The 22,035-nt window shown below is 67.6% G+C and carries 21 protein-coding genes; 8 read left to right on the forward strand and 13 right to left on the reverse strand.

Going from position 1 to position 22,035, the window contains the following annotated elements; all coding sequences use genetic code 11:
• Window positions 1-172 precede the first annotated feature (172 nt).
• A complete protein-coding gene (locus tag AAGA11_00140) occupies window positions 173-520 on the forward strand; it encodes a hypothetical protein (GenBank protein MEM9601241.1) in 348 nt (115 codons plus the stop codon).
• Window positions 521-558: 38 nt separating this feature from the next.
• The gene (locus AAGA11_00145; GenBank protein MEM9601242.1) at window positions 559-795 is read left to right on the forward strand and encodes a BolA/IbaG family iron-sulfur metabolism protein; all 237 of its coding nucleotides are present in this window, start codon (window positions 559-561) and stop codon (window positions 793-795) included.
• A 20-nt stretch (window positions 796-815) separates the two neighbouring features.
• Here the strand turns inward: AAGA11_00145 and AAGA11_00150 are convergent, their stop codons facing one another.
• The 4 genes from AAGA11_00150 to AAGA11_00165 all read right to left on the reverse strand — a co-directional run bounded on the left by AAGA11_00150 (window position 816) and on the right by AAGA11_00165 (window position 5,951).
• The gene (locus AAGA11_00150) at window positions 816-1,913 is read right to left on the reverse strand and encodes a VWA domain-containing protein (GenBank protein ID MEM9601243.1); all 1,098 of its coding nucleotides are present in this window, start codon (window positions 1,911-1,913) and stop codon (window positions 816-818) included.
• Between the two features lie 3 nt (window positions 1,914-1,916).
• A complete protein-coding gene (locus tag AAGA11_00155) occupies window positions 1,917-2,798 on the reverse strand; it encodes a MoxR family ATPase (GenBank protein MEM9601244.1) in 882 nt (293 codons plus the stop codon).
• Window positions 2,795-4,084, reverse strand: coding sequence for a tyrosine--tRNA ligase (gene tyrS / locus AAGA11_00160; GenBank protein MEM9601245.1), 1,290 nt, complete (start codon window positions 4,082-4,084; stop codon window positions 2,795-2,797). The genes AAGA11_00155 and tyrS overlap by 4 nt, the downstream gene beginning before the upstream one ends.
• 76 nt (window positions 4,085-4,160) lie before the next feature.
• Window positions 4,161-5,951 carry a GspE/PulE family protein gene (locus tag AAGA11_00165; GenBank protein ID MEM9601246.1) on the reverse strand — a complete coding sequence of 597 codons (1,791 nt, stop codon included), beginning with the start codon at window positions 5,949-5,951 and terminating at the stop codon, window positions 4,161-4,163.
• A gap of 136 nt (window positions 5,952-6,087) precedes the next feature.
• Here AAGA11_00165 and wrbA point away from each other — a divergent pair, with 136 nt between their 5' ends.
• Window positions 6,088-6,684, forward strand: a complete 597-nt coding sequence (gene wrbA / locus AAGA11_00170) for an NAD(P)H:quinone oxidoreductase (GenBank protein MEM9601247.1) — start codon at window positions 6,088-6,090, stop codon at window positions 6,682-6,684.
• The gene (locus AAGA11_00175) at window positions 6,681-7,055 is read left to right on the forward strand and encodes a DUF2069 domain-containing protein (protein MEM9601248.1); all 375 of its coding nucleotides are present in this window, start codon (window positions 6,681-6,683) and stop codon (window positions 7,053-7,055) included. Before wrbA ends, AAGA11_00175 begins: the two co-directional genes overlap by 4 nt.
• A gap of 12 nt (window positions 7,056-7,067) precedes the next feature.
• Here the strand turns inward: AAGA11_00175 and AAGA11_00180 are convergent, their stop codons facing one another.
• A complete protein-coding gene (locus AAGA11_00180; GenBank protein ID MEM9601249.1) occupies window positions 7,068-7,772 on the reverse strand; it encodes a DnaA/Hda family protein in 705 nt (234 codons plus the stop codon).
• 7 nt (window positions 7,773-7,779) lie between these two features.
• Complete coding sequence (locus AAGA11_00185; GenBank protein MEM9601250.1) at window positions 7,780-8,838, reverse strand: DUF2066 domain-containing protein; 1,059 nt, start codon at window positions 8,836-8,838, stop codon at window positions 7,780-7,782.
• Between the two features lie 88 nt (window positions 8,839-8,926).
• On the opposite strand from AAGA11_00185, the gene purM reads away from it, so the two are divergent.
• The 3 genes from purM (at window position 8,927) to AAGA11_00200 (ending at window position 11,372) form a co-directional block, all read left to right on the forward strand.
• Window positions 8,927-9,967, forward strand: a complete 1,041-nt coding sequence (gene purM, locus AAGA11_00190; GenBank protein ID MEM9601251.1) for a phosphoribosylformylglycinamidine cyclo-ligase — start codon at window positions 8,927-8,929, stop codon at window positions 9,965-9,967.
• Window positions 9,960-10,604 carry a phosphoribosylglycinamide formyltransferase gene (purN, locus tag AAGA11_00195; GenBank protein ID MEM9601252.1) on the forward strand — a complete coding sequence of 215 codons (645 nt, stop codon included), beginning with the start codon at window positions 9,960-9,962 and terminating at the stop codon, window positions 10,602-10,604. Before purM ends, purN begins: the two co-directional genes overlap by 8 nt.
• 96 nt (window positions 10,605-10,700) lie before the next feature.
• Window positions 10,701-11,372, forward strand: a complete 672-nt coding sequence (locus AAGA11_00200) for a DUF3108 domain-containing protein (GenBank protein ID MEM9601253.1) — start codon at window positions 10,701-10,703, stop codon at window positions 11,370-11,372.
• Between the two features lie 19 nt (window positions 11,373-11,391).
• Here AAGA11_00200 and pmbA read toward each other — a convergent pair whose 3' ends face one another.
• Window positions 11,392-12,741, reverse strand: a complete 1,350-nt coding sequence (gene pmbA / locus AAGA11_00205) for a metalloprotease PmbA (GenBank protein ID MEM9601254.1) — start codon at window positions 12,739-12,741, stop codon at window positions 11,392-11,394.
• 47 nt (window positions 12,742-12,788) lie between these two features.
• On the opposite strand from pmbA, the gene AAGA11_00210 reads away from it, so the two are divergent.
• On the forward strand, window positions 12,789-13,688 hold the full coding sequence (locus AAGA11_00210; GenBank protein MEM9601255.1) for a hypothetical protein: 900 nt from the start codon (window positions 12,789-12,791) through the stop codon (window positions 13,686-13,688).
• 10 nt (window positions 13,689-13,698) lie between these two features.
• Here AAGA11_00210 and tldD read toward each other — a convergent pair whose 3' ends face one another.
• The 6 genes from tldD to rsfS are packed head-to-tail and all read right to left on the reverse strand — an operon-like array spanning window position 13,699 to window position 22,030.
• On the reverse strand, window positions 13,699-15,144 hold the full coding sequence (gene tldD, locus AAGA11_00215) for a metalloprotease TldD (protein ID MEM9601256.1): 1,446 nt from the start codon (window positions 15,142-15,144) through the stop codon (window positions 13,699-13,701).
• 37 nt (window positions 15,145-15,181) lie between these two features.
• On the reverse strand, window positions 15,182-19,123 hold the full coding sequence (locus AAGA11_00220) for an AsmA-like C-terminal region-containing protein (protein ID MEM9601257.1): 3,942 nt from the start codon (window positions 19,121-19,123) through the stop codon (window positions 15,182-15,184).
• On the reverse strand, window positions 19,095-20,576 hold the full coding sequence (gene rng, locus AAGA11_00225; protein MEM9601258.1) for a ribonuclease G: 1,482 nt from the start codon (window positions 20,574-20,576) through the stop codon (window positions 19,095-19,097). The genes AAGA11_00220 and rng overlap by 29 nt, the downstream gene beginning before the upstream one ends.
• A complete protein-coding gene (locus AAGA11_00230; GenBank protein MEM9601259.1) occupies window positions 20,573-21,175 on the reverse strand; it encodes a nucleoside triphosphate pyrophosphatase in 603 nt (200 codons plus the stop codon). Before AAGA11_00230 ends, rng begins: the two co-directional genes overlap by 4 nt.
• 3 nt (window positions 21,176-21,178) lie before the next feature.
• Window positions 21,179-21,652 carry a 23S rRNA (pseudouridine(1915)-N(3))-methyltransferase RlmH gene (rlmH, locus tag AAGA11_00235; protein MEM9601260.1) on the reverse strand — a complete coding sequence of 158 codons (474 nt, stop codon included), beginning with the start codon at window positions 21,650-21,652 and terminating at the stop codon, window positions 21,179-21,181.
• Between the two features lie 6 nt (window positions 21,653-21,658).
• Complete coding sequence (gene rsfS, locus AAGA11_00240) at window positions 21,659-22,030, reverse strand: ribosome silencing factor (GenBank protein MEM9601261.1); 372 nt, start codon at window positions 22,028-22,030, stop codon at window positions 21,659-21,661.
• Window positions 22,031-22,035: the final 5 nt, after the last annotated feature.

Here is a 22,035-nt window from a genome sequence, read left to right on the forward strand (position 1 = left end):
GTCACTGTCCTGTGAAACGAATTGAACATGCGACGACCCAGGGTTGTTGACCGCGCACGGCGCGGTCCGGTCACACACGGATTTGCCGGACCGCGAATGGTCAACCGTTTACCGACTCTGACGCAAGCGGCTACACTGACGCCCCCATTGTATTCCCCATGGAGCTCCGTGCATGCGTAACAGCATGGGTACACTTTTCCTCTCGCTGTCGATTGTGGTGCTGTCCGCGTGCACGCAGGAGACGCAGAACAAGCTCGGGCGGGCCATGCAGAACTGGACCGGCACCAACGGCGTCCTGGAAATCTACAGCGGCGGCGTACTGGTGAGGCGCTTCATGCGCATCGACAAGATGACCACCGGCACCGGCACTGACACCGGCGTGCCGCGCGCCTACCGCTTCGGCTACGGCCACCTCGACGCCAACCTCAACGGCGTGATCGACGGTGACGAAAACACCAAGGTGTACTTCGAGGTCTCGGATTACTCGACCCAGTACGTCTTCTACGAAAACCCCAACTGATCACACGGCGCCGCGCCGCGTGATGCCAGGGACACTGCATGCAATTTGAAGCGATGAATCAGGCGCTCACTGACGCCTTCCCGAACGACACCGCACGCCTGGAGGGCGACGGCTACAAGTTCGAAGCCACGGTCATCAGTGCGCAGTTCGTCGGCAAACGCACCCTGGCCCGCCACAAGCTGGTCTACGCGGCGCTGGAAGCCTTTATCAAATCCGGCGAGCTGCACGCCTTGACCATTGTCGCAAAGACCCCCGAGGAAGCTGGCGACGCCTGACCCGCATAGCGCCCCCCACGTCACCCGAGCTCGGCCGCAATCGCCTCGAGGGCAGCGAGCGACTGCGCCGGCAGGAGTTTGTCGATGTGTGGCCGGGCTTGCACGATGCAGGGATCGAGCGCCGGGCCGTTTTCGCGCTCGAGCAGGGGGTGCAACCACAACACCCGTTTGACCTGGCGCCTCAGTGCGGCCATCTGCTCAGCAAGGTGCGACGGCGGTGCCGTGTCAAAGCCATCGCTGAGAATCAGCACTGTCGAGCGCCGCTTGAGTGCGGTGCGTGCGTGGCAGCGCAGGAAGGTGTCAATCGCATGGGCGATGCGGGTGCCTCCCCGCCAGACCGGCGCGTCCTGCAACGCCCGATCGAGTCGACCGTGCGAGCGCGCAACGTCCCCGAGCGGCATGAGTTCGGTGTCGAAGCCGTACACTTCGCACTGCTCGAACGCCCCCGCCAGCCCCTTTGCAAAGCGCAGGAAGAAATGGGCGTAGGCCGACATCGACTGCGAGACGTCGACGAACACGACCAGGTGTGGCAACTGCCGACGACGACCCGTGGTCGCGAGCCGTACCGGTTCACCGCCCGTAGCGTGCGCGCGCCGCAGGGTGCGTGGAAAGTGCAGTCGGCCGTGCGCGCTCGGCCGGCGTCGCCGTGCCAGCCGCCGCCGGATCCGACGCGTGAGTTGGTCGATCCAGCGCTCGATATCCGCCATCTCCCGGGGGTCGAAGACCGCAGCGAAGTCGAGGTGTTGTGGCACGCCATCCGACTCCGACGCGCCAGCCTGCGCCGCGGCGTCGTCGAGTGGGCGTGCGGTCGACTGCGTGGGGGCGACATCCGGCGCAGCCACACCTTGCAACTCCGGATCTGCGCCGTCGAGATGCACGCGCTCGCGCTCGAACCAGCGGTCAAAGAAGGCGTCGAAGCGGCGCCATTCCTCCCGTGTGCCACAGACCACGCTGCGCATCTGCGCCCGAAACCGGGCGCGGTGCACAGCCGCCCCCCGATGGGCGACCGAGACGGCGGTCACCGCATCGCCGACCCCGCCGCTGAAACCCGCCGTGCGGGCCGCTGCCAGGAAAGCCAGGACGCGAGCTTCGATGCGCCAGGCGTCGATGTCAGCCACGGGTCACGTCGAGGCGGACGCGTCGAGCAACTCGGCGAGGCGCTGGTCGGTCAACACCGATTGATCGGCCCGCGTCTTGAGCAAGCAGACGAAGCTCTGCCGCACCCGGTCACGATCGCCTTCAAGTGACACCACACCGAGCCCGAGCAACGCCGCACACCAGTCCACTGTCTCGGCGACACCCGGCACCTTGACGAGGTCGTCGCCGCGCAGGGACTGGACCAGCGCAACAGCCTGTTTGGCAAGGTTGTCACCGATGGATGGCAGCCGAGCCTTGACGATGTCGAGCTCGAGTGCCGCGTCGGGGTAGTCGATGAAGTAGTACAGGCACCGACGGCGCAGCGCGTCGGACAGCTCACGCGTGCCGTTCGAGGTCAGGATGACCCGCGGATGGGAGTGCGCGCGCAGCGTGCCGAGCTCGGGCACGGTGACCTGGAAGTCTGACAGCAACTCGAGCAGAAAGGCCTCGAATTCCTCGTCCGCGCGGTCGATCTCGTCGATCAACAACACGCAAGGCTCACGCTGGCGAATGGCACGCAACAGCGGTCGCTCGAGCAGGTAGGCTTCACTGAACAGCCCGCTCTCGTTAGCCTCGAGCGCTGCCGCTTCGCTCTGCTGGCGCGCCGCGAGCAACTGGCGCGGGTAGTTCCAGTCGTAGAGTGCGGCGCTCGCATCGAGCCCCTCGAAGCACTGCAAGCGTACCAATTCGGTGTCCATCGACTGCGCCAGCGCCTGCGCAAGGCCGGTCTTGCCAACCCCGGCCTCGCCTTCGAGCAACACCGGCTTGTTCAGCGCCTGGGCGAGCTCGATGCACGCAGAGAGCTCTGCATCCGCGATGTAGCCGACGTGCGCGAGCGCCGCCTGCGTCTTGTCGAAACCGGTCATGACCAACGCAGCGCGTGCCAGTTCTTCTTGCCGCGGCGGATCAGAACCGTCCGGCCGTGCAAGAGATGCTCTGCCGACAGAATGCACTCGGCGTCGACCTTGTCGCCGTTCACGGCAACCGCGCCATTGTGCAGGAACTCACGCGCCTGCCGCCGCGAGCTGGCCAGCGAGGTCTGCGGCAGCAGCTCGACCAGCGCCGCCGCCTCGCCGCCGAGGTCGCTCAGCGCATGGTCGCTGTGCGGCACGTCTGCGAACACGTCGTCCAGCATGGCACTGTCCAGTGCGCGAAGGTCCCCCCCGAACAGCGCCTGGTTGGCGTTCTCCACCGCAGCCAGCTGCGCCTCGCCGTGCAGCATGCGGGTCATCTCGCTGGCGAGCCGACGCTGCGCGGTGCGCAGGTGCGGCGCAACAGCGTGCTCCGCTTCGACCGCGTCAACCGTGTCACGGTCCAGGAAGGTGAACCAGCGCAGAAACTTGATCACGTCGGCGTCGACGACGTTGAACCAGTACTGGTAGAAGGCGTAAGGCGACGTGCGGTCGGCCGACAACCACACCGCGTTGCCGGCGGACTTGCCGACCTTGGTTCCGTCACTGAGGGTGAGCAGCTTGTTGGTCACACCAAAGGCTGCGCCGTCGTCGCCCTCGCCGCGATGGCGACGGATGAGGTCCATACCGCCGACAATGTTGCCGTACTGATCCGACCCTGCGAGTTGCACTGTGCAGCCGTGGGTGCGGTTGAGGTGCAGGAAGTCGTAGGCCTGCAACAACATGTAGCTGAACTCGGTGTAGCTGATGCCTTGTTCCCGGTTGTTCAGGCGTTCGGCGACCGAGTCTTTCTTGATCATCGCGTTGACCGAGAAGTGCTTGCCGACGTCGCGCAGCATCTCGATGTAGCCGAGCTGTCCCAACCAATCGTGGTTGTTGACGATGACCGCGGCATGGGGGTTGGCCGGGTCGAAGTCCAGCAAGCGCTCCAGCACGAGGCGCTGCCGGGCGATGTTGCTCTCGATGGTGGCCTCGTCGAGCAGCTGTCGCTCGCTGTCGCGCCCGGAGGGGTCACCGATGCGGCCGGTACCGCCACCCATGACGACAATCGGCCTGTGCCCGGCGCGCTGCCAGGTCATCAGCAGCTTGATCGCGATGAAGTTGCCCACCGTCAGGCTGTCGGCCGTCGGGTCAAAACCGCAGTAGGCCACACGGCCCGGAGTCTCGAGGTGGGTTTCCACCCCCGGGCCGGCAGTCTGGTGCATCATGTCGCGCCAGGTCAGTTCGTCTAGAAAGTTCATGGGTCCGGTGCCTTGGGCAAACTCCCCGCATGCTACTGAGCCGTTCTGGCTCGGGCAACCGTCTGCGCGATCGGATTCAGAAGGCGGACGGCGCCACCTTCAACACTTCCTCGACCGTCGTCAGGCCCTCGGCCACCTTGGCCGCACCGCCAACCCGCATCGGTCGCATGCCGTTGGCGTAGGCGCGCTTGCGCAGTGTGTCGACATCCGCGCCGTCGCGCACCAGGGCACGCAGCGCGTCATCGAGCACGAGCATCTCATGGATACCGACGCGCCCGGTGAACCCGGTGTTTCGGCACTCGAGGCAACCGGCGGGCCGGTGCGCCCGGGTTGGCAGCTTGGCTTTCCAGGGGTCGAGGAGCCCCGTCCACACGTCGGGCTCGACCGACGACGGCGTCTTGCAGTGCGGGCACAACGTGCGCACGAGGCGCTGTGCCATGACGCCTACCAGCGTCGCGTTGATCAGGTAGTGCGGGATGCCGAATTCCGCCAGGCGAACCACCGCGGACGGCGCGTCGTTGGTGTGCAGTGTCGAGAGCACCAGGTGCCCGGTGAGCGCGGCCTGCACCGCCATCATCGCCGTCTCGGCGTCGCGGATTTCGCCCACCATGATCACGTCGGGGTCCTGCCTGAGCAGCGTCCGCACGCCGGCGGCGAAGTCCACGCCAATGCTGGGTTGCACCTGCATCTGGTTGAACGCCGGCTCCACCAGCTCGATCGGGTCCTCCACGGTACAGACGTTGACGTCCGGCGTGGCGAGCAGCTTCAAGCTGGTGTACAGGGTGCTGGTCTTGCCGCTGCCGGTCGGCCCGGTAACCAGGACGATGCCGTGCGGTCGCTCGAGCATGGACCGCCAGGCGGCACTCTCCTCGCGCGACATGCCAAGCGCCGAGAGGTCGCGCGAGACCACCTCGGGGTTGAACACCCGCATGACCAGTTTCTCGCCGAACACCGTCGGCATGGTCGACAGGCGCAGCTCGATCTCTTTCTCGGCGGCGTCGCGGGTCTTGATTCGGCCGTCTTGCGGTTTGCGCTTCTCGGACACGTCCATGCGACCGAGGATCTTCAAGCGGCTTGTCACCGCGAGTCCGACCGTGTCGGGCATGTCGTAGACCGAGTGCAGCACGCCGTCGATCCGAAACCGCACGCTCAGGTTGTCGCGCCGAGGCTCCATGTGGATGTCGCTGGCGCGCTGGTCAAAGGCGTACTGCAACAGCCAGTCGACAATGCTGACGACGTGCCGGTCGTTGGCGTCCAGGTTGCCCTTGCGGCCGAGCTCCATCAGTTGCTCGAGGTTGTGGACACTCGGCGCGGCATCGCGTTTTTCCTGGCGCGCGCCCTTGACCGATTTGGCCAGGCTGTAAAACTCCAGGGCGAAGCGTTTGAGCTCGCTCGGCGCGAGCAACACCCGCTCGATGTCGCGTTGCAGCAGCCGGGCGAGTTCCTCGACCCAGCCGGTTTCAAAGGGCTCGGAGGTCGCGAAGGTCACGCGCGCGTTGGTCACCGCCACCGCGAGGATGCCGTGCCGCTCGGCGTAGCTGTAGGACACCATTTCGGTCACGGCGGCCACGTCGACCTTCAGCGGGTCGACGGTGTGTACCGGCAAGCCGCAGTAGTCCGAGAGCCAGCGCAGCAGCGCTGCGGTGTCGAGCACGGTGCCGTCCCCGGGCTGCTCGAAGCGCTGTGCCGCGACGAAGTCCACCGGGTGCTGGCGGCTGTTTGCCCGGATCGGCGCGAGCTTGATCAAGGTGTTGCGCTGTTCGCTGTTGATCAGCCCGTCGGCGGCGAGTGCCTCGGTGAGCTGCTCCAGGCGCAGCGGCCCGGGCGGAAAACGCGCTGGCGCGGTCGGGCTCGTTGAGTTCTCCATCGGGGGTCCGGCGGGCTGCGCTAGGGTCGAGTTTCGAGTGTAGTGCCTACAGGGCGAGGCGGGACTGGCCGGTGTCGCGCGTGCGCGAGCGCCGTTGGCCCGCTGCGATACACTGGCGTTTTGACCGGGTCGAACCATGGCCGCCATTCTGGTGTTGTACTACAGCCGCGCGGGCAGCACGGCAAGACTCGCCTCACACGTTGCGCGCGGGGTCGAGTCGGTGCCGGGCTGCGAGGCCTGGCTGCGCACGGTGCCGCAGGTGTCAGCCGAGACCGCCGCCGTCGCCGATGCCGTGCCGGCAACCGGGTCGCCCTACGTCACGGCGGACGAGCTCGCACGTTGTGACGGCCTGGCCTGCGGCAGCCCGGCCTACTTCGGCAACATGGCCGCGAGCATGAAGCACTTCTGGGACAGCCACGTCGACGCCTGGCTCGGCAACGCGCTCGCCGGCAAACCCGGCGCGGTGTTCACCGCAAGCGGTTCGCAGCACGGCGGCCACGAGGCCGCGCAGTTGTCGATGATCGTGCCGTTGATGCACCACGGCATGCTGATCGTCGGGTTACCGTACAGCGAGACCGCGTTGAACCACACGACCGGGGGCGGCACGCCCTACGGCGCGAGCCACGTCAGTGGCGCCGACGGCACACGCGCCGTGGACGAAACCGAACTGGCGCTGGCCCGCGCCCTCGGCGCCCGGCTCGCACACACTGCCGTGCGGCTGGTGCGGCCATGACCGGCCTCGCCGCCGCCCGCTGGCTCGCACTCGGCTCCCAGTTGTTTGCCCTCGCACTGATCGCGAACTGGTTCACCTGGTTGTCGCCACCCGAATCGGTTCCGCGCGCGCTGCTGTTGCTGCTGCTCGGTCTGCCGCTGCTGCTGCCGTTGCGCGGTGTGCTCAACGCCCACCCGAAGAGCCACATCGGGCTCAGCTTTGCCGGCATCTGGCTGTTCCTCGCCGGCATCGACATGGTGGCCAACGTGCCCGCCTGGCGGCTCTACGCCGCCCTCCTGACCGTCAGCGCCGTTGGCATCATTGTCGGCAGCTACTTCTACATGCGCCTGGCGCCGCGACCGACGCCACCGACAGACGCGCCCGCAGACTGAGTCACCGGCCGCTCACGCCGTAACCCGCGCCACCATCGGGATCGACACACGGCGCTTTTCCGCGAGCGACTGCCTGTGCAAGGCCTCGGCCAACGCCTCGAGGTACGCCGCGTCCCGCGGACACCGGCGGGCGACGTACTCGACCACGTCGTCCGGAATCTGCAGACCGTAGCGGTCGGCGTGTGCGCGAAAATGCAGACGCAGCGCCTCGTCGCTCAGCGGGTCTATTCGCAGCACCGGCCCCCACATCAGACGTGACTGCAGGTCGGCCAGCACGAAGGAGACCGCCGCCGGCGGCCGGGCCGCGGACACCACCAGCTGCGCACCGCGCGTGCGCAGGGTTTCAAAGGCATCGAGCAGGTTGCGCTCGCCCTCCAGGTCGCCGGCGACCCCGTCCACGTCGTCCACACAGAGGAGCGACACGCCGTCCAATGCGACACCCCGCACCACCTCATCGGTGCCGATACAGCGCGCCGACCGCCCGTGGGCGCGGGCGCAGTGGACGCTGCTCAGCAAGAGGTGCGATTTGCCTGCGCCCGCCGTGCCCCAGAGGAACACGACGGTTTCACGCGCCGCCGATGACGCCGCCTCCGCGTAGCCTAGCGCATGGGCACGCAGCAGGGGCACGACCGGGTCGGTGGCCGCCGTCCAGTAGTTCTCGAAGCGTGGCGGCCGCTCGACCTGCAGGTCGAGCGGCAACTGCGGGGTGCCGGTCACAGGGGTCTCAGCGCACGAGCAGGTAGCTGAGGTCCGCGGCGCGTTGGCCGGCGACCGCCTCCGACTGCGAGGGCAGGATCACCTGGAGCTGTGGGATGGTTGCCAGCGTCTGCGCCACACTCGGCACATCGCCGGCCTCGCGCAAGACGAACAACAACTGGCCGCCGGACACCGCCGCAATCCGGACCTGACCGGTGCGAAACCGCTCGCGCAGCTCGATCAAAACCCAAGCGTAGTCGGTCGCGCGCACGGCGCCGCCGATCGCCAGCGTGACGTCGCCGGCGCTCGACCCGAAACCGCCCGCCGCTTGTGCCGCCGCGGCCAGGGCCGCCGCCCGACCCTGGTAGGCGGTCAGGCCGATCTGCAGCATGTCGCTGAGCGAGCCCGCGCTGGACCAGCGTTCACTTGCGCCAAGCAGCGTCCAGTCACCCCGCCACTGGTCACCATCAGCGGTCATGCGCAGCACCACCACCTGGCTTGCCGGGTAGGATTGCGACGCCGGCAGCAGCCGCGACTCGTCGGCGTTGCGGATATCCCGCGTGGAGAGACCGGCCTGTTGCAAGGCGTCGTCACGCGGGTACAACAGGGGTTGTCCGATGGCGTTCGCGATTTGATCGAGGGTGTCGGGCAACACCCCCTGGGCGCCTTCGGTGAGCACCAGGTCTTCGGTGTCCTGCGCCACCACCAACCAGAGCAGCGCGGCCTCGACCCCGGGCACGTCGGTCGGCTCGCCGACCAGCGACGACACCCGCGCACGAATCGCGGTTTCGTCGAACTGCAAGCGCAACACTATCTGGCCCGCGTCGTCGGTCAGGTAGCCGTAACGCTGCACGAAATCGTTGGCCTCGCCGGCGATTTCGCGGCGCTCGCTCGCCGTCATCGGGTGATCCGACGGGTAGAGCTCGCCGAGCACGTTGAACAGCGCCCGAATCGCCCCGGCAGCACGCTCCGAATCGCCGCGACTCGGGACGGTGATCCGCGATTCCAGGCTGGCCGCGTGGGCCAGCGGCGCTGCCGTGCCCGCAACCACCGAGGCGAAAACCAGTAAGAAGCCGAGTGAGCGCATCGTTGAGCACCAAGCAGGGGATCGGGGGCCGAGACCGTGGACGCACAGTGTAGAATAGCCGGTTGACCTGCTCCAAACGGGAACGCCCATGAACGACACGCGGCGCAACGCATTGAGTTACCGCGACGCCGGTGTGGACATCGACGCCGGCAACACACTGGTAGAGCGAATAAAACCGGCGGTGCGTCGCACGCACCGCGACGGCGTGCTCGGCGGGCTCGGCGGCTTCGGTGGTTTGTTCGAGTTGCCCACCGGCTACACCCGCCCGGTGCTGGTCTCCGGTGCCGACGGCGTCGGCACCAAGCTCAAACTTGCGATTGACGCCGGCGACCACAGCGGTATCGGCACCGACCTCGTGGCCATGTGCGTCAACGACGTTCTGGTCACCGGCGCCGAACCGCTCTACTTCCTGGACTACTACGCCACCGGCGCGCTCGACGTCGACACCGCGACCACGGTGATCGAGGGCATCGCGCACGGCTGCGAACTGGCGGGGTGTGCCTTGCTCGGCGGCGAGACTGCCGAGATGCCAGGCTTGTATCAAGAGGGCGACTACGACCTGGCCGGCTTCTGTGTGGGTGTGGTGGAGCACGACGCGATCGTCAACACGGCGCGCGTCGCACCGGGTGATCGCATCGTTGCGCTGCCCTCCTCCGGCCCGCACAGCAACGGCTTCTCCCTGATTCGCAAGGTGCTCGAACAGAGCGGCGACACGCTGAACACCCAACTCGACGGCGAGACACTGCGCGACCTGCTGCTCGCGCCCACGCGCATCTACGTGCGCAGCGTGCTGGCCGCGCTCAAGGCGCACCCGGTGCACGCCATGGCCCACATCACCGGCGGCGGTTTGACGGAGAACATCCCGCGGGTCTTGCCCGAGGGCACAGCGGCGCGCATCGATCTCGGCCGTTGGCGGCAACCGAGCGTGTTCGACTGGCTGTCCGAGCGTGGCGGTATCGAGGACACCGAGATGCGACGCACCTTCAACTGCGGCATCGGCTTCACCCTGATCGTGCCCGAGGCGGCGGTCGACGGGCTGTGCGCCACGCTCGAGGACCACGGTGAGGCGCCGTTCGTGGTCGGCGACATCGACGCCCGTGGCGATGGCGAGCCGATCCGCTTTGTCTGAGCCCGCACGCCGGCTCGCGGTGCTCATCTCCGGCCGGGGATCGAACATGCTGCGCGTGCTCGACGCGATCGAAGCCGGCCAGCTGCCCGCCCTGCCGGTGTTGGTGCTGGCGGACACGCCCGAGGCGGCCGGGTTGGCGCTGGCCGCGCAACGCGGGGTCGGGACTGCGGTCTGTGCCCCACGCGATCACGCGGACCGCGACACCTGGGCGCGCGCCCTGACGACGCAACTCGAGGCCGTCGGCGCCGAGCTGGTCGCCCTCGCCGGGTTCATGCGCGTGCTGCCGGCGGCCTTTTGCGACCGCTGGCACGGCCGCCTGCTGAACATCCACCCCTCCCTGTTGCCGCGGCACAAGGGCCTCGACACCCACCAGCGCGCACTCGATGCCGGTGACCGCGAGGCTGGCTGCTCGGTGCACTTCGTGACCGCCGAACTCGACGGGGGTCCGCTGATAGCGCAGTCGCGTGTGGCCATCCGGGCCGGCGAAACCGCGGATTCCCTCGCCGAGCGGGTGCTCAAGCGCGAGCATGTCCTCTATCCTCAGGTGCTGACCTGGTGCGCCACGGGCCAAGTCACCCTCCGGCATGGCCACGTGCATCGGGGCGACACGAAACTGGCAGCACCGCTCGAGGTCTGAGAGAGACCGACACACCCCGCGCACGCAGGCCAACCGATGCCGCCACGCCCAATCCCTTGGAGATGCTCGCTTGTCGCGGCACTCCTGTGCCTGTTTATGGCACCGGCATGGGCGGCGCGCGACGCCCTCGCCCCATTCGAGGCGACATACCGCGTCTACTACAAAGGCAGCAAGGCCGGCGAGGCAAGCCTGTCACTCGCGCAACGCGATGGCCACTGGCAGGTGCAACTGAAGACCCGCGCAACGGGACTGTTCCGGTTGTTCTCCCGCTACATCAACAGCCAGGAGATCAGCCGATTCCTGGCGGCCGAAGACGGTGCCATCCTGCCCCACCACTACCGCTACGAACGGCCGGGACAAAAGGAAGGGCGACGCCTGCTGCGCATCGAATTTGTCGACGAGGCACTGGACGTGGTGCGCGATGTCGGTGAACCCATGCGCTACGAGACGCCCGATTCCGGTGCCTGGGATCGACTCTCGATGCTGTTCAACGTGACCCGACTGGTCGGCGAACGCAGCGAGGGCGACGTGTTGCTCAACGTGGTCAGCCGCCACGGACCCTCCCAGCGGCGGCTCGAACTGCTGGGCCGGGAGACCGTGTCGACGCCGGCAGGCAACTTCAACACCCTCCGCCTGCGCTACCACTCCGGCAAACGCACCGTGCAGTACTGGATTGCAACCGCCGATGGCAACATCCCGATTCGCATGATGTACGGCGAGGACGGCGAAGACGGTGGCGTGCTCGAGCTGCAGTCGCTGCAGCGCTAGGCGCGCCGACCGCGACGGTTCAGTCCGCGCTGGCGACCGTCAGTTCACCGATCAGCATCGAGCCGTTGCGCAGGTTCGCCGTCAGACAGCTGTCATCGCCCACTGCCACGACGTTGGCGAACACGTCGCGCAGGTTGCCTGCCACAGTCACGCCCTCCACCGGGTGCGCGATCTCGCCGTTCTCGACCCAGAAACCGGCGGCGCCACGCGAATAATCGCCGGTCACCGGGTTGCCGCCATTGCCCATCATCTCGGTGACCAGCAGGCCACGGCCCAGGGTCTTCAGGAGCGCGTCGAAGGACTGGGTCTCGCAGTCGAGTGTGAGGTTGCAGACACCGCCCGCGTTGCCGGTGGTTTGCAAACCGAGTTTGCGCGCGCTGTAGCTCGAAAGCACCCAACCGGTCAGCACGCCCCGGTCGATCAACTTGCGCGCCTGCCGTGCGACACCCTCGCTGTCCACCGCCGAGCTGCTCAGCGCGCGCGGGATGAACGGGTCTTCGGATACGCTCAGGAACGCCGGGAACACCGGCTCGCCCAGGGACTCGAGCAGAAAACTCGCCTTGCGGTAGAGTGCACCGCCACTGATTGCCCCGATGAACGACTGCATCAGGCCGCGCGCCATCGACGGTGCGAACAGCACCGGGTACCGACCGGTCTTGATCGCCCGCGGCCCGAGCCGCGCGACGGTGCGCCTGGCCGCCTCGCGCCCCACCGCTTCGGCGTCCTGCATATCCTCCGCGGCGCGCGCGGCGGTGTACCAATACTCCCGTTGCATGGCGTCCTTCTCGCCTGCAACCAGCGAACAACTCACGCTGTGGCGGGTGCCGGCCGTGTGGTGTACAAAGCCGTGGCTGTTCGCATAAACACTCTCTCCGGCGTAGCTCGCCACGGTGGCGCCGTTGGAGTTGCTGATGCGGGCTTCGGCGCCACGGCCGGCCGCTTCGCACGCGAGCGCAAGATCGATCGCCTGATCCACATCCAATTGCCAGGGGTGGTACAGATCGAGCGACGGCAACGCGGTCGCCATCAGCTCGACGTCGGCCAGGCCCGCCGCCGGGTCCTCGGAGCCGTGGCGCGCGAACGCGCAGGCTTGTGCGACCACGGCGTCGACCGCATCGCGCGAAAAATCGGCCGTCGACGCCGAGCCCTTGCGCTGGCCAACGTACACCGTCACATCAAGACTGCGGTCGCGCTGCTGCTCGAGCGTTTCCACTTCGCCCAGTCGTACCCCCACGTCGCGACCGACACCACGGGACACATCGACGTCCGCGCTGGTGGCGCCGTTTCGCCGGGCACTGTCGAGAACCTGCTCGGCCACCGCGGTTAGCGCGACGGGACTGTCGTGTTGCAAAATGTCAATCGTTGTCATGGTGATTCCGTGTGTGCGGGCGAGAACCGACCGCCCCGATTGCGTCGATGCTCAGACTGATCCTGTGTGGCCTTGTGCTTTGCTGCCTCGGTGCGCTCACCGCGTGTGCCCGCACGCCGAGCGTTGCCGCGTTGCGCGATGCGCGCCTGGTCGAAGCCAGCGGCCTCGCCGCCACCCTCGCCGGGCCCAGAGGGTACTGGGCGCTGAACGACGGCGGCAACCGCGCGGCCCTGTTCCGCTTGAGCGAGGACGGCGCGACGCTGGCCAGGTTGCCCGTGGTTGGCGCACGAAACCGTGACTGGGAAGACCTTGCCAGTTTTCGCTGGCGCGACAGCAACTGGTTGTTGATCGCCGACACCGGCGACAACCGGGCGCGACGGCAACGGGTCGCGCTGCACCTCGTCGCCGAGCCGGCGCCGGAAGCGCGCCGCGCGAGGGTGACCGCGACCGTGTCCGTGCGCTACCCCGACGGCCCCCGCGACGCCGAGGCCGTGGCGGTCGACCCGCTCCGCGGGGAGATCCTGGTGCTGTCCAAACGCGACCGACCCGGCCGACTCTACCGCCTGCCGCTGAGCGCCTTCGACACGCCCACGGCCGTGCACCGTCTCGAGCACGTTGGCGTGGTTGCACCCGACGGCCCACCGAGTGCACTGGCGCTGCTGCGTCAACCCGAACTGCTCGCCGTGGGCAGCCACGTGACCGCCCTCGACATCAGCGCCGACGGGCGCCACGCCGTGGTGTTGGGCTACCGTCGCGCGCGCACCGTCACGCGGCGTGACGGCGAGACCTGGCTCACCGCGCTCTCGCGGCTTGACGCGTTGCCCGATCACCGACTCGCGCAGGCCGAAGCCGTGGCCTTCTCGCGCGACGCCACACACATTGTGATCACCAGCGAAGGCGCGCATGCGCCGCTGCTGCGGCAGGACTGGCCAACTCCGACACCCTGATCCCCGGCGATCACGCGGTTGCCGTGCCGCCCACGGTCAGGCCGTCGACACGCAGCGTCGGCTGGCCGACGCAGACCGGCACGGACTGCCCCTGCTTGCCGCAGGTGCCGACGCCGCGGTCGAGCGCGAGGTCGTTGCCGACCATGCCGATGCGTGTCATCACGTCCGGCCCGTTGCCGACCAGGGTCGCGCCCTTGACCGGCGCGCCCAGCTTGCCGTTCTCGACCAGGTAGGCCTCCGAGGCCGAAAACACGAATTTGCCCGAGGTGATGTCGACCTGACCGCCGCCGAAGTTCACGGCGTAGAGGCCCTTTTTCACCGAAGCGAGAATCGCTTGCGGATCGTGCTCGCCCGCACGCATGTAGGTGTTGGTCATGCGGGGCATGACCGTGTGCGCGTAGCTTTGCCGTCGGCCATTGCCGGTCGGTTCGACCCCGTTGAGCCGCGCGTTGTGTTTGTCCTGCATGAAGCCGACGAGGACACCGTCCTCGATCAACGTGTTGCACTGACTCGGCACGCCCTCGTCGTCGATGTTGAGCGACCCCCGGTGGCCGTCGAGGGTGCCGTCGTCGACCACGGTGACGCCGCGCGAGGCGACCTGCTCGCCGACCCGTCCGGAGAACACCGATGTGCCCTTGCGGCTGAAATCGCCCTCGAGTCCGTGACCGACAGCCTCGTGCAACAACACACCCGGCCAGCCGTTGCCGAGCACCACGACCATTTCGCCGGCCGGGGCGTCGACAGCGTCGAGATTGACCAGCGCCTGCCGCACCGCCTCGCGTGCGAGGTGTTCCGGCTCGTTGTCAGCGGCCAGCTGCGCCATGTCGAAGCGCCCGCCAGACCCGGCGTTGGCGGTCTCGCGACGTCCGTTGCTCTCGACGTACACGGTCACGTTCAACCGCACCATCGGCCGGAGATCGGCGGCGAGCGTGCCGTCGCTGGCGGCAACCAACACGACTTCGTGGCTTGCAGCCACACTTGCAATCACCTGCGTCACGCGCGGGTCCTGTTCGCGCGCCGCGGCGTCTGCACGGCGCAACAACTCCAGTTTGGCCGGCTCATCGAGGGAACCGATCGGGTTGCCCGAGCCGTACAAATCGCGCGGTACCGGCTTGTGCCAGGCCTGCACTGCGGCCGCTTCACCACCGCGTGCGATCGCGCGCGCACTGGTGGCGGCTTCGTGGAGTGCCGGCAGCAGAATCTCGTCGGAGTAGGCGAAGCCGGTTTTCTCACCGCTGACCGCGCGCACGCCGACGCCCTGGTCGATTGAGAACCCCCCCTCTTTCACCAGGCCGTCCTCGAGCACCCAGGATTCGTTCTGCTTGGCCTGGAAGTACAGGTCCGCGGAATCCACGCCACGCGTCATGATCTGGCCAAGTGCGCTGTGCAAGTCCGATTCGGTGAGCCCCGAAGGCGACAGCAGTCGCTCGGTTGCGAGGTCGAAAGTGTCAGCCATTCCCTTACCCTTTTGCTGTTGTCGTGGCGTGGACTGCTCAGCGGTCCACGTTTGCGCCGCTGGTGGCCGCGGCAGAGTTCTCGAGCAGGATCTGCGTCAACTCGGGCGCGTCGAAATCCCCGGTGAGACTGTAATCACGGCGGCCGAACTGGTTTACGTCAACCCCCATGCCCCGCAATACCTTGTCGGCGAGAAACACGCTGGCCGCTGTCAACGGGCCTCCCACGAAGGCGCCGATCAACGGCAGGCTGCCGCCGACATTGGGCAGCACGACAATACGCTGATCGTAGGACCGGTTGACGAAGTCGATCGGCCCGACCACGCTCACCACCCCGACCGGGCCTTCGAGCAACAGCGCCTTGGCAGTGGCCTTGCCGTCTCCGAGTTCGAACTCGCCGCGCACCACCTCGTACCCCAACCCGTCTCCGAGGTCGGAGAAATCGAGCGCGAGCCGCTGCGGCAGGGTCTGCAACGCCAGCAGCCCGAACACGCGCCCGGCACCTGGGTCGAGGCCGTTGACACGCCCGTCCTTGAGGTCGAAGCGCATCGTCCCGGCCAACGACGCAAGGTCGGGGGCCCAGATGGTGTCATCCCAGGTACCTGACACACTGAGTTGCCCTTGCCCACCTGACAGCGTCCCGACACTGCCCATGTCGGACACCGCGAGGCCCACGTCGTTCGAATGCGCAAACAACTCCAGGTGGCTGATGTCCTCGCCCGCATCGCTCTGCACCCAGCGGCCGGCCCCCTGCGCGGTGTAGAGCGGCGAGCGCGCCACCAGTTCCGTGAGTTCGAGGCCGTTTGCTGTCGGTTGGGTTGCGATGTCGACATCCGTGAACCGCAGGTTGTCCACACGCAACTCCCGCACACCGATGCGCGTGGCCGGGTAGTCGCGCGGGTGACTCGGTGGCGACTCGCTGATTTCGAACTCGCCGTCCATCAGCGGCGTGACATCCACACGCGTCAGGTCCGCCTGCAAGTTGGGGCGCGCACCACCGGTATAGCGGAAACGGCCGTCCACCACGTCGCCGGCGATCTGGCCTTCGACCGCGTCGGCGACTTCGGCCAACTGCAAGGTGACCTCACCGATCGGCACACCCAACCAGGCTCCGGCATCCACGCGGGCGTAGACGTCGATGCTGACCTCGTCCTCGCCCTCGCCTGAGAGGCAGCAGCGGTCGAGAGCGGTGTACCAGCGTTCGAGGTCGGCCCGGGGCCAGTCGACACGCGCCCGCACACCGCGCTCCGGCAAGGCCGGTGCCGGCGACCCCGCGCCGATCGCCATGGCCTCCAGCGCGCCACGACGCATCGAGAAGGCCACCGTGGCGTCCTCCCCGTAGGTCACTTGCCACTGGTCGGTCGCGGCCGAGCCGATGCTGGCTTCAACGCGCAAGGTCCGGCCCACGGCTGCGTCCTTCGCCACCGGTTCGGGCGCGGTCACCTGCACACCGCGCAGGTCACTGACCGCGTTGAACGCCACCTGCGTGGGGCCACCGGACACCGTCGGTGTGACGTCCACAACGACGTCCCAGCGGCTGAGGCCGTCCACCCACTCGGCAATCGGGACACCGCGGTCACTCAGCCAGAGTCCGAGGTCGACATCGGTCAGCGCCTCGGCTCGCACTGCGCGCTGGTCGTCCGAGGTGGTCACGGCGACCTGGATCGGGTTGCCGAGGAAGGTGCCCTCGAGCTCGTGCCCGAGCAGACCCCGCTGGTTGAACGGCACGCGCGCCGACACCCCGTCGAAGACGAGGTCGGGCCCGGTCAATTCGAATCGCGCGTCGCGAAACAGTGCCACACCCTCGATCGTCGCTGGCATGTTCGGCCGCAGGCCGAAATCGGGTGCAATCTGCAAGGTCACCGGCCCGGCGATCTCGAGATCACGAAAATGCCGACCCACTGCGCTCGCAAGTGGGCCCTGACGCAACCAGTCGACCAGCGTTTCGCTGTCGCCAGACCACGCCGAGTCGATGCGCATGCGCGCGGCGCGCACGTCGGGAATCCGCGCGTCGACGTTGCGCGCTGCACCGCCCAGGATCTGCGCCTCGCCGTTGAACCTGACACCGATGCCGTCGAGCCGAAACGCGCCGTTCATGGCCGTCAGCACCGGCCAGAGCGTGTTGTACTCCATGGCCAGGTCTTCGACGTCGAGTTGGACATCGAGTCGCCCTTCGCTGGCGCGAAACGGGTAGTCGGCCGTGTTGCCGAGCAACAGGAAATCGCCGCGCGGCACGCGCCCGCCCTGGAGGCTGCGCTCCAGCCACGCCTGCAACCGCTCGGGCATTGCCCCCTGGGGGTAGTAGGTGCTCAGGTACCGCCCGTCGAGGTCGCGGATGGAGCCGCGAACGTCGAGGTCAACGCCGCGGTCGCTGGCGGACCGCGCCGCCGACACCTGGGCAAGCATCTGAAAATGCGGCGTGTCGACAAGCACGTCATCGGTGCTGATCCACCGGCCGGTCGACGACAGCTCGCCGTCGAACTGACCGGCAACCCGATCGAGCAGCAACGGCGTGCGGAACAGTGCGGGCGCATCGAGCACGCTGCCCTCGCCCTCCACCCGGGCACTGAAGCGGCCGTCACTGACACGGACAGCGGCGTCGACGTTCTCGATCCCGGGCAAGGCCCCGAACCGGGTGTTTCGCCACCCGGTGACCACACCCTCGAACTGCAAGCCCGCTGGCAGCACAACGGGTGTGTCGACCACAACCGGGTCTGCCTGCGCAAGCGTGTCCTCCGCATGGGTTGGAGTGGCGGACGGCAATGGCAGAGCCACTTTCCACAGCGCCAACTCGCCACTGGGCAAACTGCCCTCGAGCCAGTTGGCGACGCCGGCCAGGGCCGGCAGGTGGCGCCAGGGCAGTACCAGATCCCGCACTTCCTCGATGCGCAGCAGCTGGCCGGTGCCCACCAGCACATCACGCTGTCGGTCAAGGGTGGTCAAACCTGGCCGCCAAGCCACACCGTCCCGCGCCAACACGGTGTCGTCCAGCCAGGTGCGCCAGCCCGCTTCGGTGCGATTCCAGCCACCGGTAGCGCTGAAGAAGTCGAGGTACCAGCGCGTCTGCTGTGCACCGTCTTCGAGTGCCACCCGGTCTCCGGAGAGCTGGTACTGCAGGTCGGCGAAACGCCCGTCTTCGATGCGACTCCAGAGTTGCACATCACGGACCTCGCCCACCGGTACGATATCGCGTGCGTTGAGCAGCGACGACAAGGTGCGCAACTCCACCCGGTCAAGACTCGCGTAGGTCCGACCCTGGAAGCCGTTCTCGGCATCCCCCGACACATTGGCCACGGCCCGGATATGGCCACCCACGTCTTCGGGCAGGTCGGCCTCGACCGAGACGCGCAGCTGCCCGTCTCGGTTGTTGGCAACAATGGCGATGTTGTCGACGTCGTAGGTCTGCTCCGACACCGCGTCACGCCACCGCAGCGAGGCTTCGCTGATGTTGATCCAGCCAAACCGGGCGAGCGCCGCAAGCGTGCTCTGCAGGCCGGTGCCGGAAGACTGGCCGCGGTCGAGCGCCACGGACCAGTCGCCGTTCCCGTCGCGGCCGATCTCGATCGCCAGGCCTTTGAGCGTGACCTCGTCGACGATCAACTTGCGGTACTGGACCAACTGGCGCAGGTCCAGACTGGCTTCGACCCGGTCGAGGGTCAGCGGCGCCTCCACCCCCGGCAGGTCCACCCGCAGACCGTCCAGGTGCAAGCTCGGCCCCCAGTGGCTCCAATTCAGCCGCGCGCTGTCGGCGCCGAGTTCGACACCCATGTTGTCGCCGATGCGCTGGACCAGGCTGTGCTGGTTGCGGTCGACCACACTGGGCAACCACCAGCGCGCCGCGCTGAGCAGCACGGCGACCAGACAAATCGAAAAGAACACGAACCAGAGGAACGCAGACCGGCTCGCCTGCGCTGCGCGCTTGACCCCCCGGCCGACCGCGCCGCGTCGGCGCTCAGAAGAGGACAACGTCGTACTGCTCACGGGTGTAGATCGGCTCGCCCTGCAGCCGAATCGGGACACCGACGAAGGCTTCGAGCTCCGCCAGCACGTCGGACTGTTCGTTCTGGAACTGCTCGACCACGTCCTGCGAGGCGAGCACCGCAAGCGAGCGCACGTCGAACTGGCGTACCTGCCGGATGATCTCGCGGGAGATCTCGTAGCACAGGGTCAGCGTCGATTTGACCTTGCCCCGACCGTTGCAATTGGTACACGGTTCGAGCAGTACGCCTTCCAGGCTCTCGCGCGTGCGCTTGCGCGTCATCTCGACCAGGCCGAGTTGCGACACACTGCAGACCTGACACTTGGCGTGGTCGCGGTCGAGCGCCTTCTCCAGTGCGCGCATCACCTGGCGTTTGTGCTCGTCTTCCATCATGTCGATGAAGTCGATGATGATGATGCCGCCGAGGTTGCGCAGCTTGAGCTGCCGGGCGATCGCCTGCGCCGCCTCGAGGTTCGTTTTGAAGATGGTCTCCTCGAGGTTGTGGTGGCCGACGAACCCCCCGGTGTTGACGTCGATGGTGGTCATCGATTCGGTCTGGTCGAGGATCAGGTAGCCGCCGGATTTCAACGGCACCTTGCGCTCGAGCGCGCGTTGGATCTCGTCTTCGACGTTGAACAGATCGAAGATCGGCCGCTCGCCGGTGTAGTGCTCGAGCCGCAGCTCCGGCCGGTGCAGAAACTCGTCGGCAAAGGCCACGGCGCGTTGCAGGTTCTCGCGCGAATCGACACGAATGCGCTCGACACTGTCCCCGTGCAGGTCGCGCAACATGCGCAGCACGAGCGGCAGGTCCTCGTGAATGACGGCCACGCCCGCGGCGCGTTCCGCGCGGCGGCATATCGCCCGCCAAAGGCGGACCAGGAAATCGCGGTCCTGGAGGATCAACTCGCGGCTTTCGCCCTCGGCGGCGGTGCGCACGATGAAGCCGTCGCTGATCGCCCGTTCCGCGTCGACCGCGTCCACGCTGGCTTCGCACACGATCGTGCGCAACCGATCGCGCTCGGCTTCGTCCTCGATTTTGCTGGACACGCCGAGCGTGTCCTCGCGTGGCATGTAGACCAGCAGACGCGAGGGCAAGGTCAGGTGCGTCGTCAGTCGCGCGCCCTTGGTGCCGATCGGGTCCTTGACCACCTGCACCAGCAGGAGCTGGCCCTCGTGCAGGTGTTCCTGTATGGCCCGCGGTCGCGCGTCGACACCGTCATCAGCGGGGTCGAGCGCGATATCAGAGACGTGCAGAAAGGCGGCGCGGTCCAGGCCGATATCAACGAAGGCCGCCTCCATGCCGGGCAGCACGCGCGCCACCTTGCCCTGGTAGATGTTGCCCACGCGCCCTCGACGGCTGGCCCGCTCGACCTGCAACTCGGTGAGCACCCCGTTCTCGATCGTCGCCACCCGCGTTTCCTCGGGGGAGGCGTTGACCAGCAGCTCTTCGCTCATGCGTTCTCATCACCTGTCAGGGGCGGCACCGTCACACCGTGCGCGGCCAGCATCGTCATCAGTTCCACGATCGGCAGGCCGACCACAGTCGCGTAGTTGCCCTCGATCCGCTCCACAAAAACCGCACCAATCCCCTGAATTGCATAGCCACCAGCCTTGCCGAGCGGTTCGCTGGTGGCCCAGTAGGCCTCACGCTCGGCGCGCGTGGTCGCGCGCATCCAGACCCGTGTCTCGGCCAGCTTGCACGCGAACGCCCCGTCCACCGGCCCGACCGCAACGGCGCTGAACACGCTGTGCTCGCGCCCGCTCAGCCGGTGCAGCATGCGCTGCGCCTGCTCGCCGTCCTGCGGCTGGCCAAGCACCTCGCCGTCAATGGCCACGACCGTGTCCGCCGCCATGAGTATGGCAGGCTGACCCGTCAGCCGGGCGTCCACCGCACGCACCTTGCTCAAGGCCATTCGACGCGCGTAGCGACCCGGGGTTTCATGCTGCAACGGGGTCTCGTCGATTTCGGGCGACACGCTTTCCACCGCCACGCCGACCTGGGCGAGCAGCGCGAGCCGCCGAGGCGAGCTGCTGGCCAGCACCAGGCGTGTCACTGTTCACGCCCCACGGTGGTAAGGGTGGCCGCGCAGCACCGACACCGCGCGGTAGAGCTGCTCGGCCACGATCACGCGCACGAGCGGGTGCGGCAGGGTCATCGCCGAGAGTGACCAACGGGCATCACAGGCGGCTTCAAAGGTCGGGTCGAGGCCCTCGGGGCCGCCGATGAAAAGCGCGAGCGCGCGACCGTCCCGGCCCCAGTCGGCGAGGCACGCAGACAGCGCCTCGGTGCTCAGGGTCCGGCCGGCCACGGCCAGTGCAACGCGACGGGCGTTTGCCGGCGCGGCCCGATCGAGCCGCTGCGCCTCTTCGCGCAGCACGCGCACCGTCTCGGGGTTCCGCCCGCGCTTGGACGCGGCAACCTCGTGCAGCGACAGCGGATGGTCACCCCGCAACCGCTGGGCGTAGTCGTTGTAGCCTTCGGTCACCCACGACGGCATGCGCTGGCCGACCGCGACCAGGTGCAGCTGCACGTCCCCCTACTCGCCTGCAGACGTCTGGGTTCGACCGCCAGCACCGACGCTCCAGAGCTTCTCGAGCGCGTACACGTCGCGGGATTGCGCCTGCATGACGTGCACCAGTACGTCACCGAGGTCGACCAGCACCCACTCGGCCGCGTCCAGCCCTTCGACGCCGCGCGCGCGCAGCCCGAGCGTCTCGATGCGCTCGATCACGCGTTCGGCGAGTGCCTGGGCATGGCGCCGAGAGGTGCCGGTCGCCACCACCATGTAATCGGCAACGGAGGTCTTGTCGCGCACGTCCAGCGTCTGGATATCCAGGGCTTTCATCTCGTCGAGCGTGTCGACCACCGCCGTCGCGACGGCATCCGGCGCAGGCAGGCCTTTCGTCATGGGTT

This window comes from Pseudomonadota bacterium, assembly GCA_039196715.1.
Taxonomy (GTDB): Bacteria; Pseudomonadota; Gammaproteobacteria; order CALCKW01; family CALCKW01; genus CALCKW01.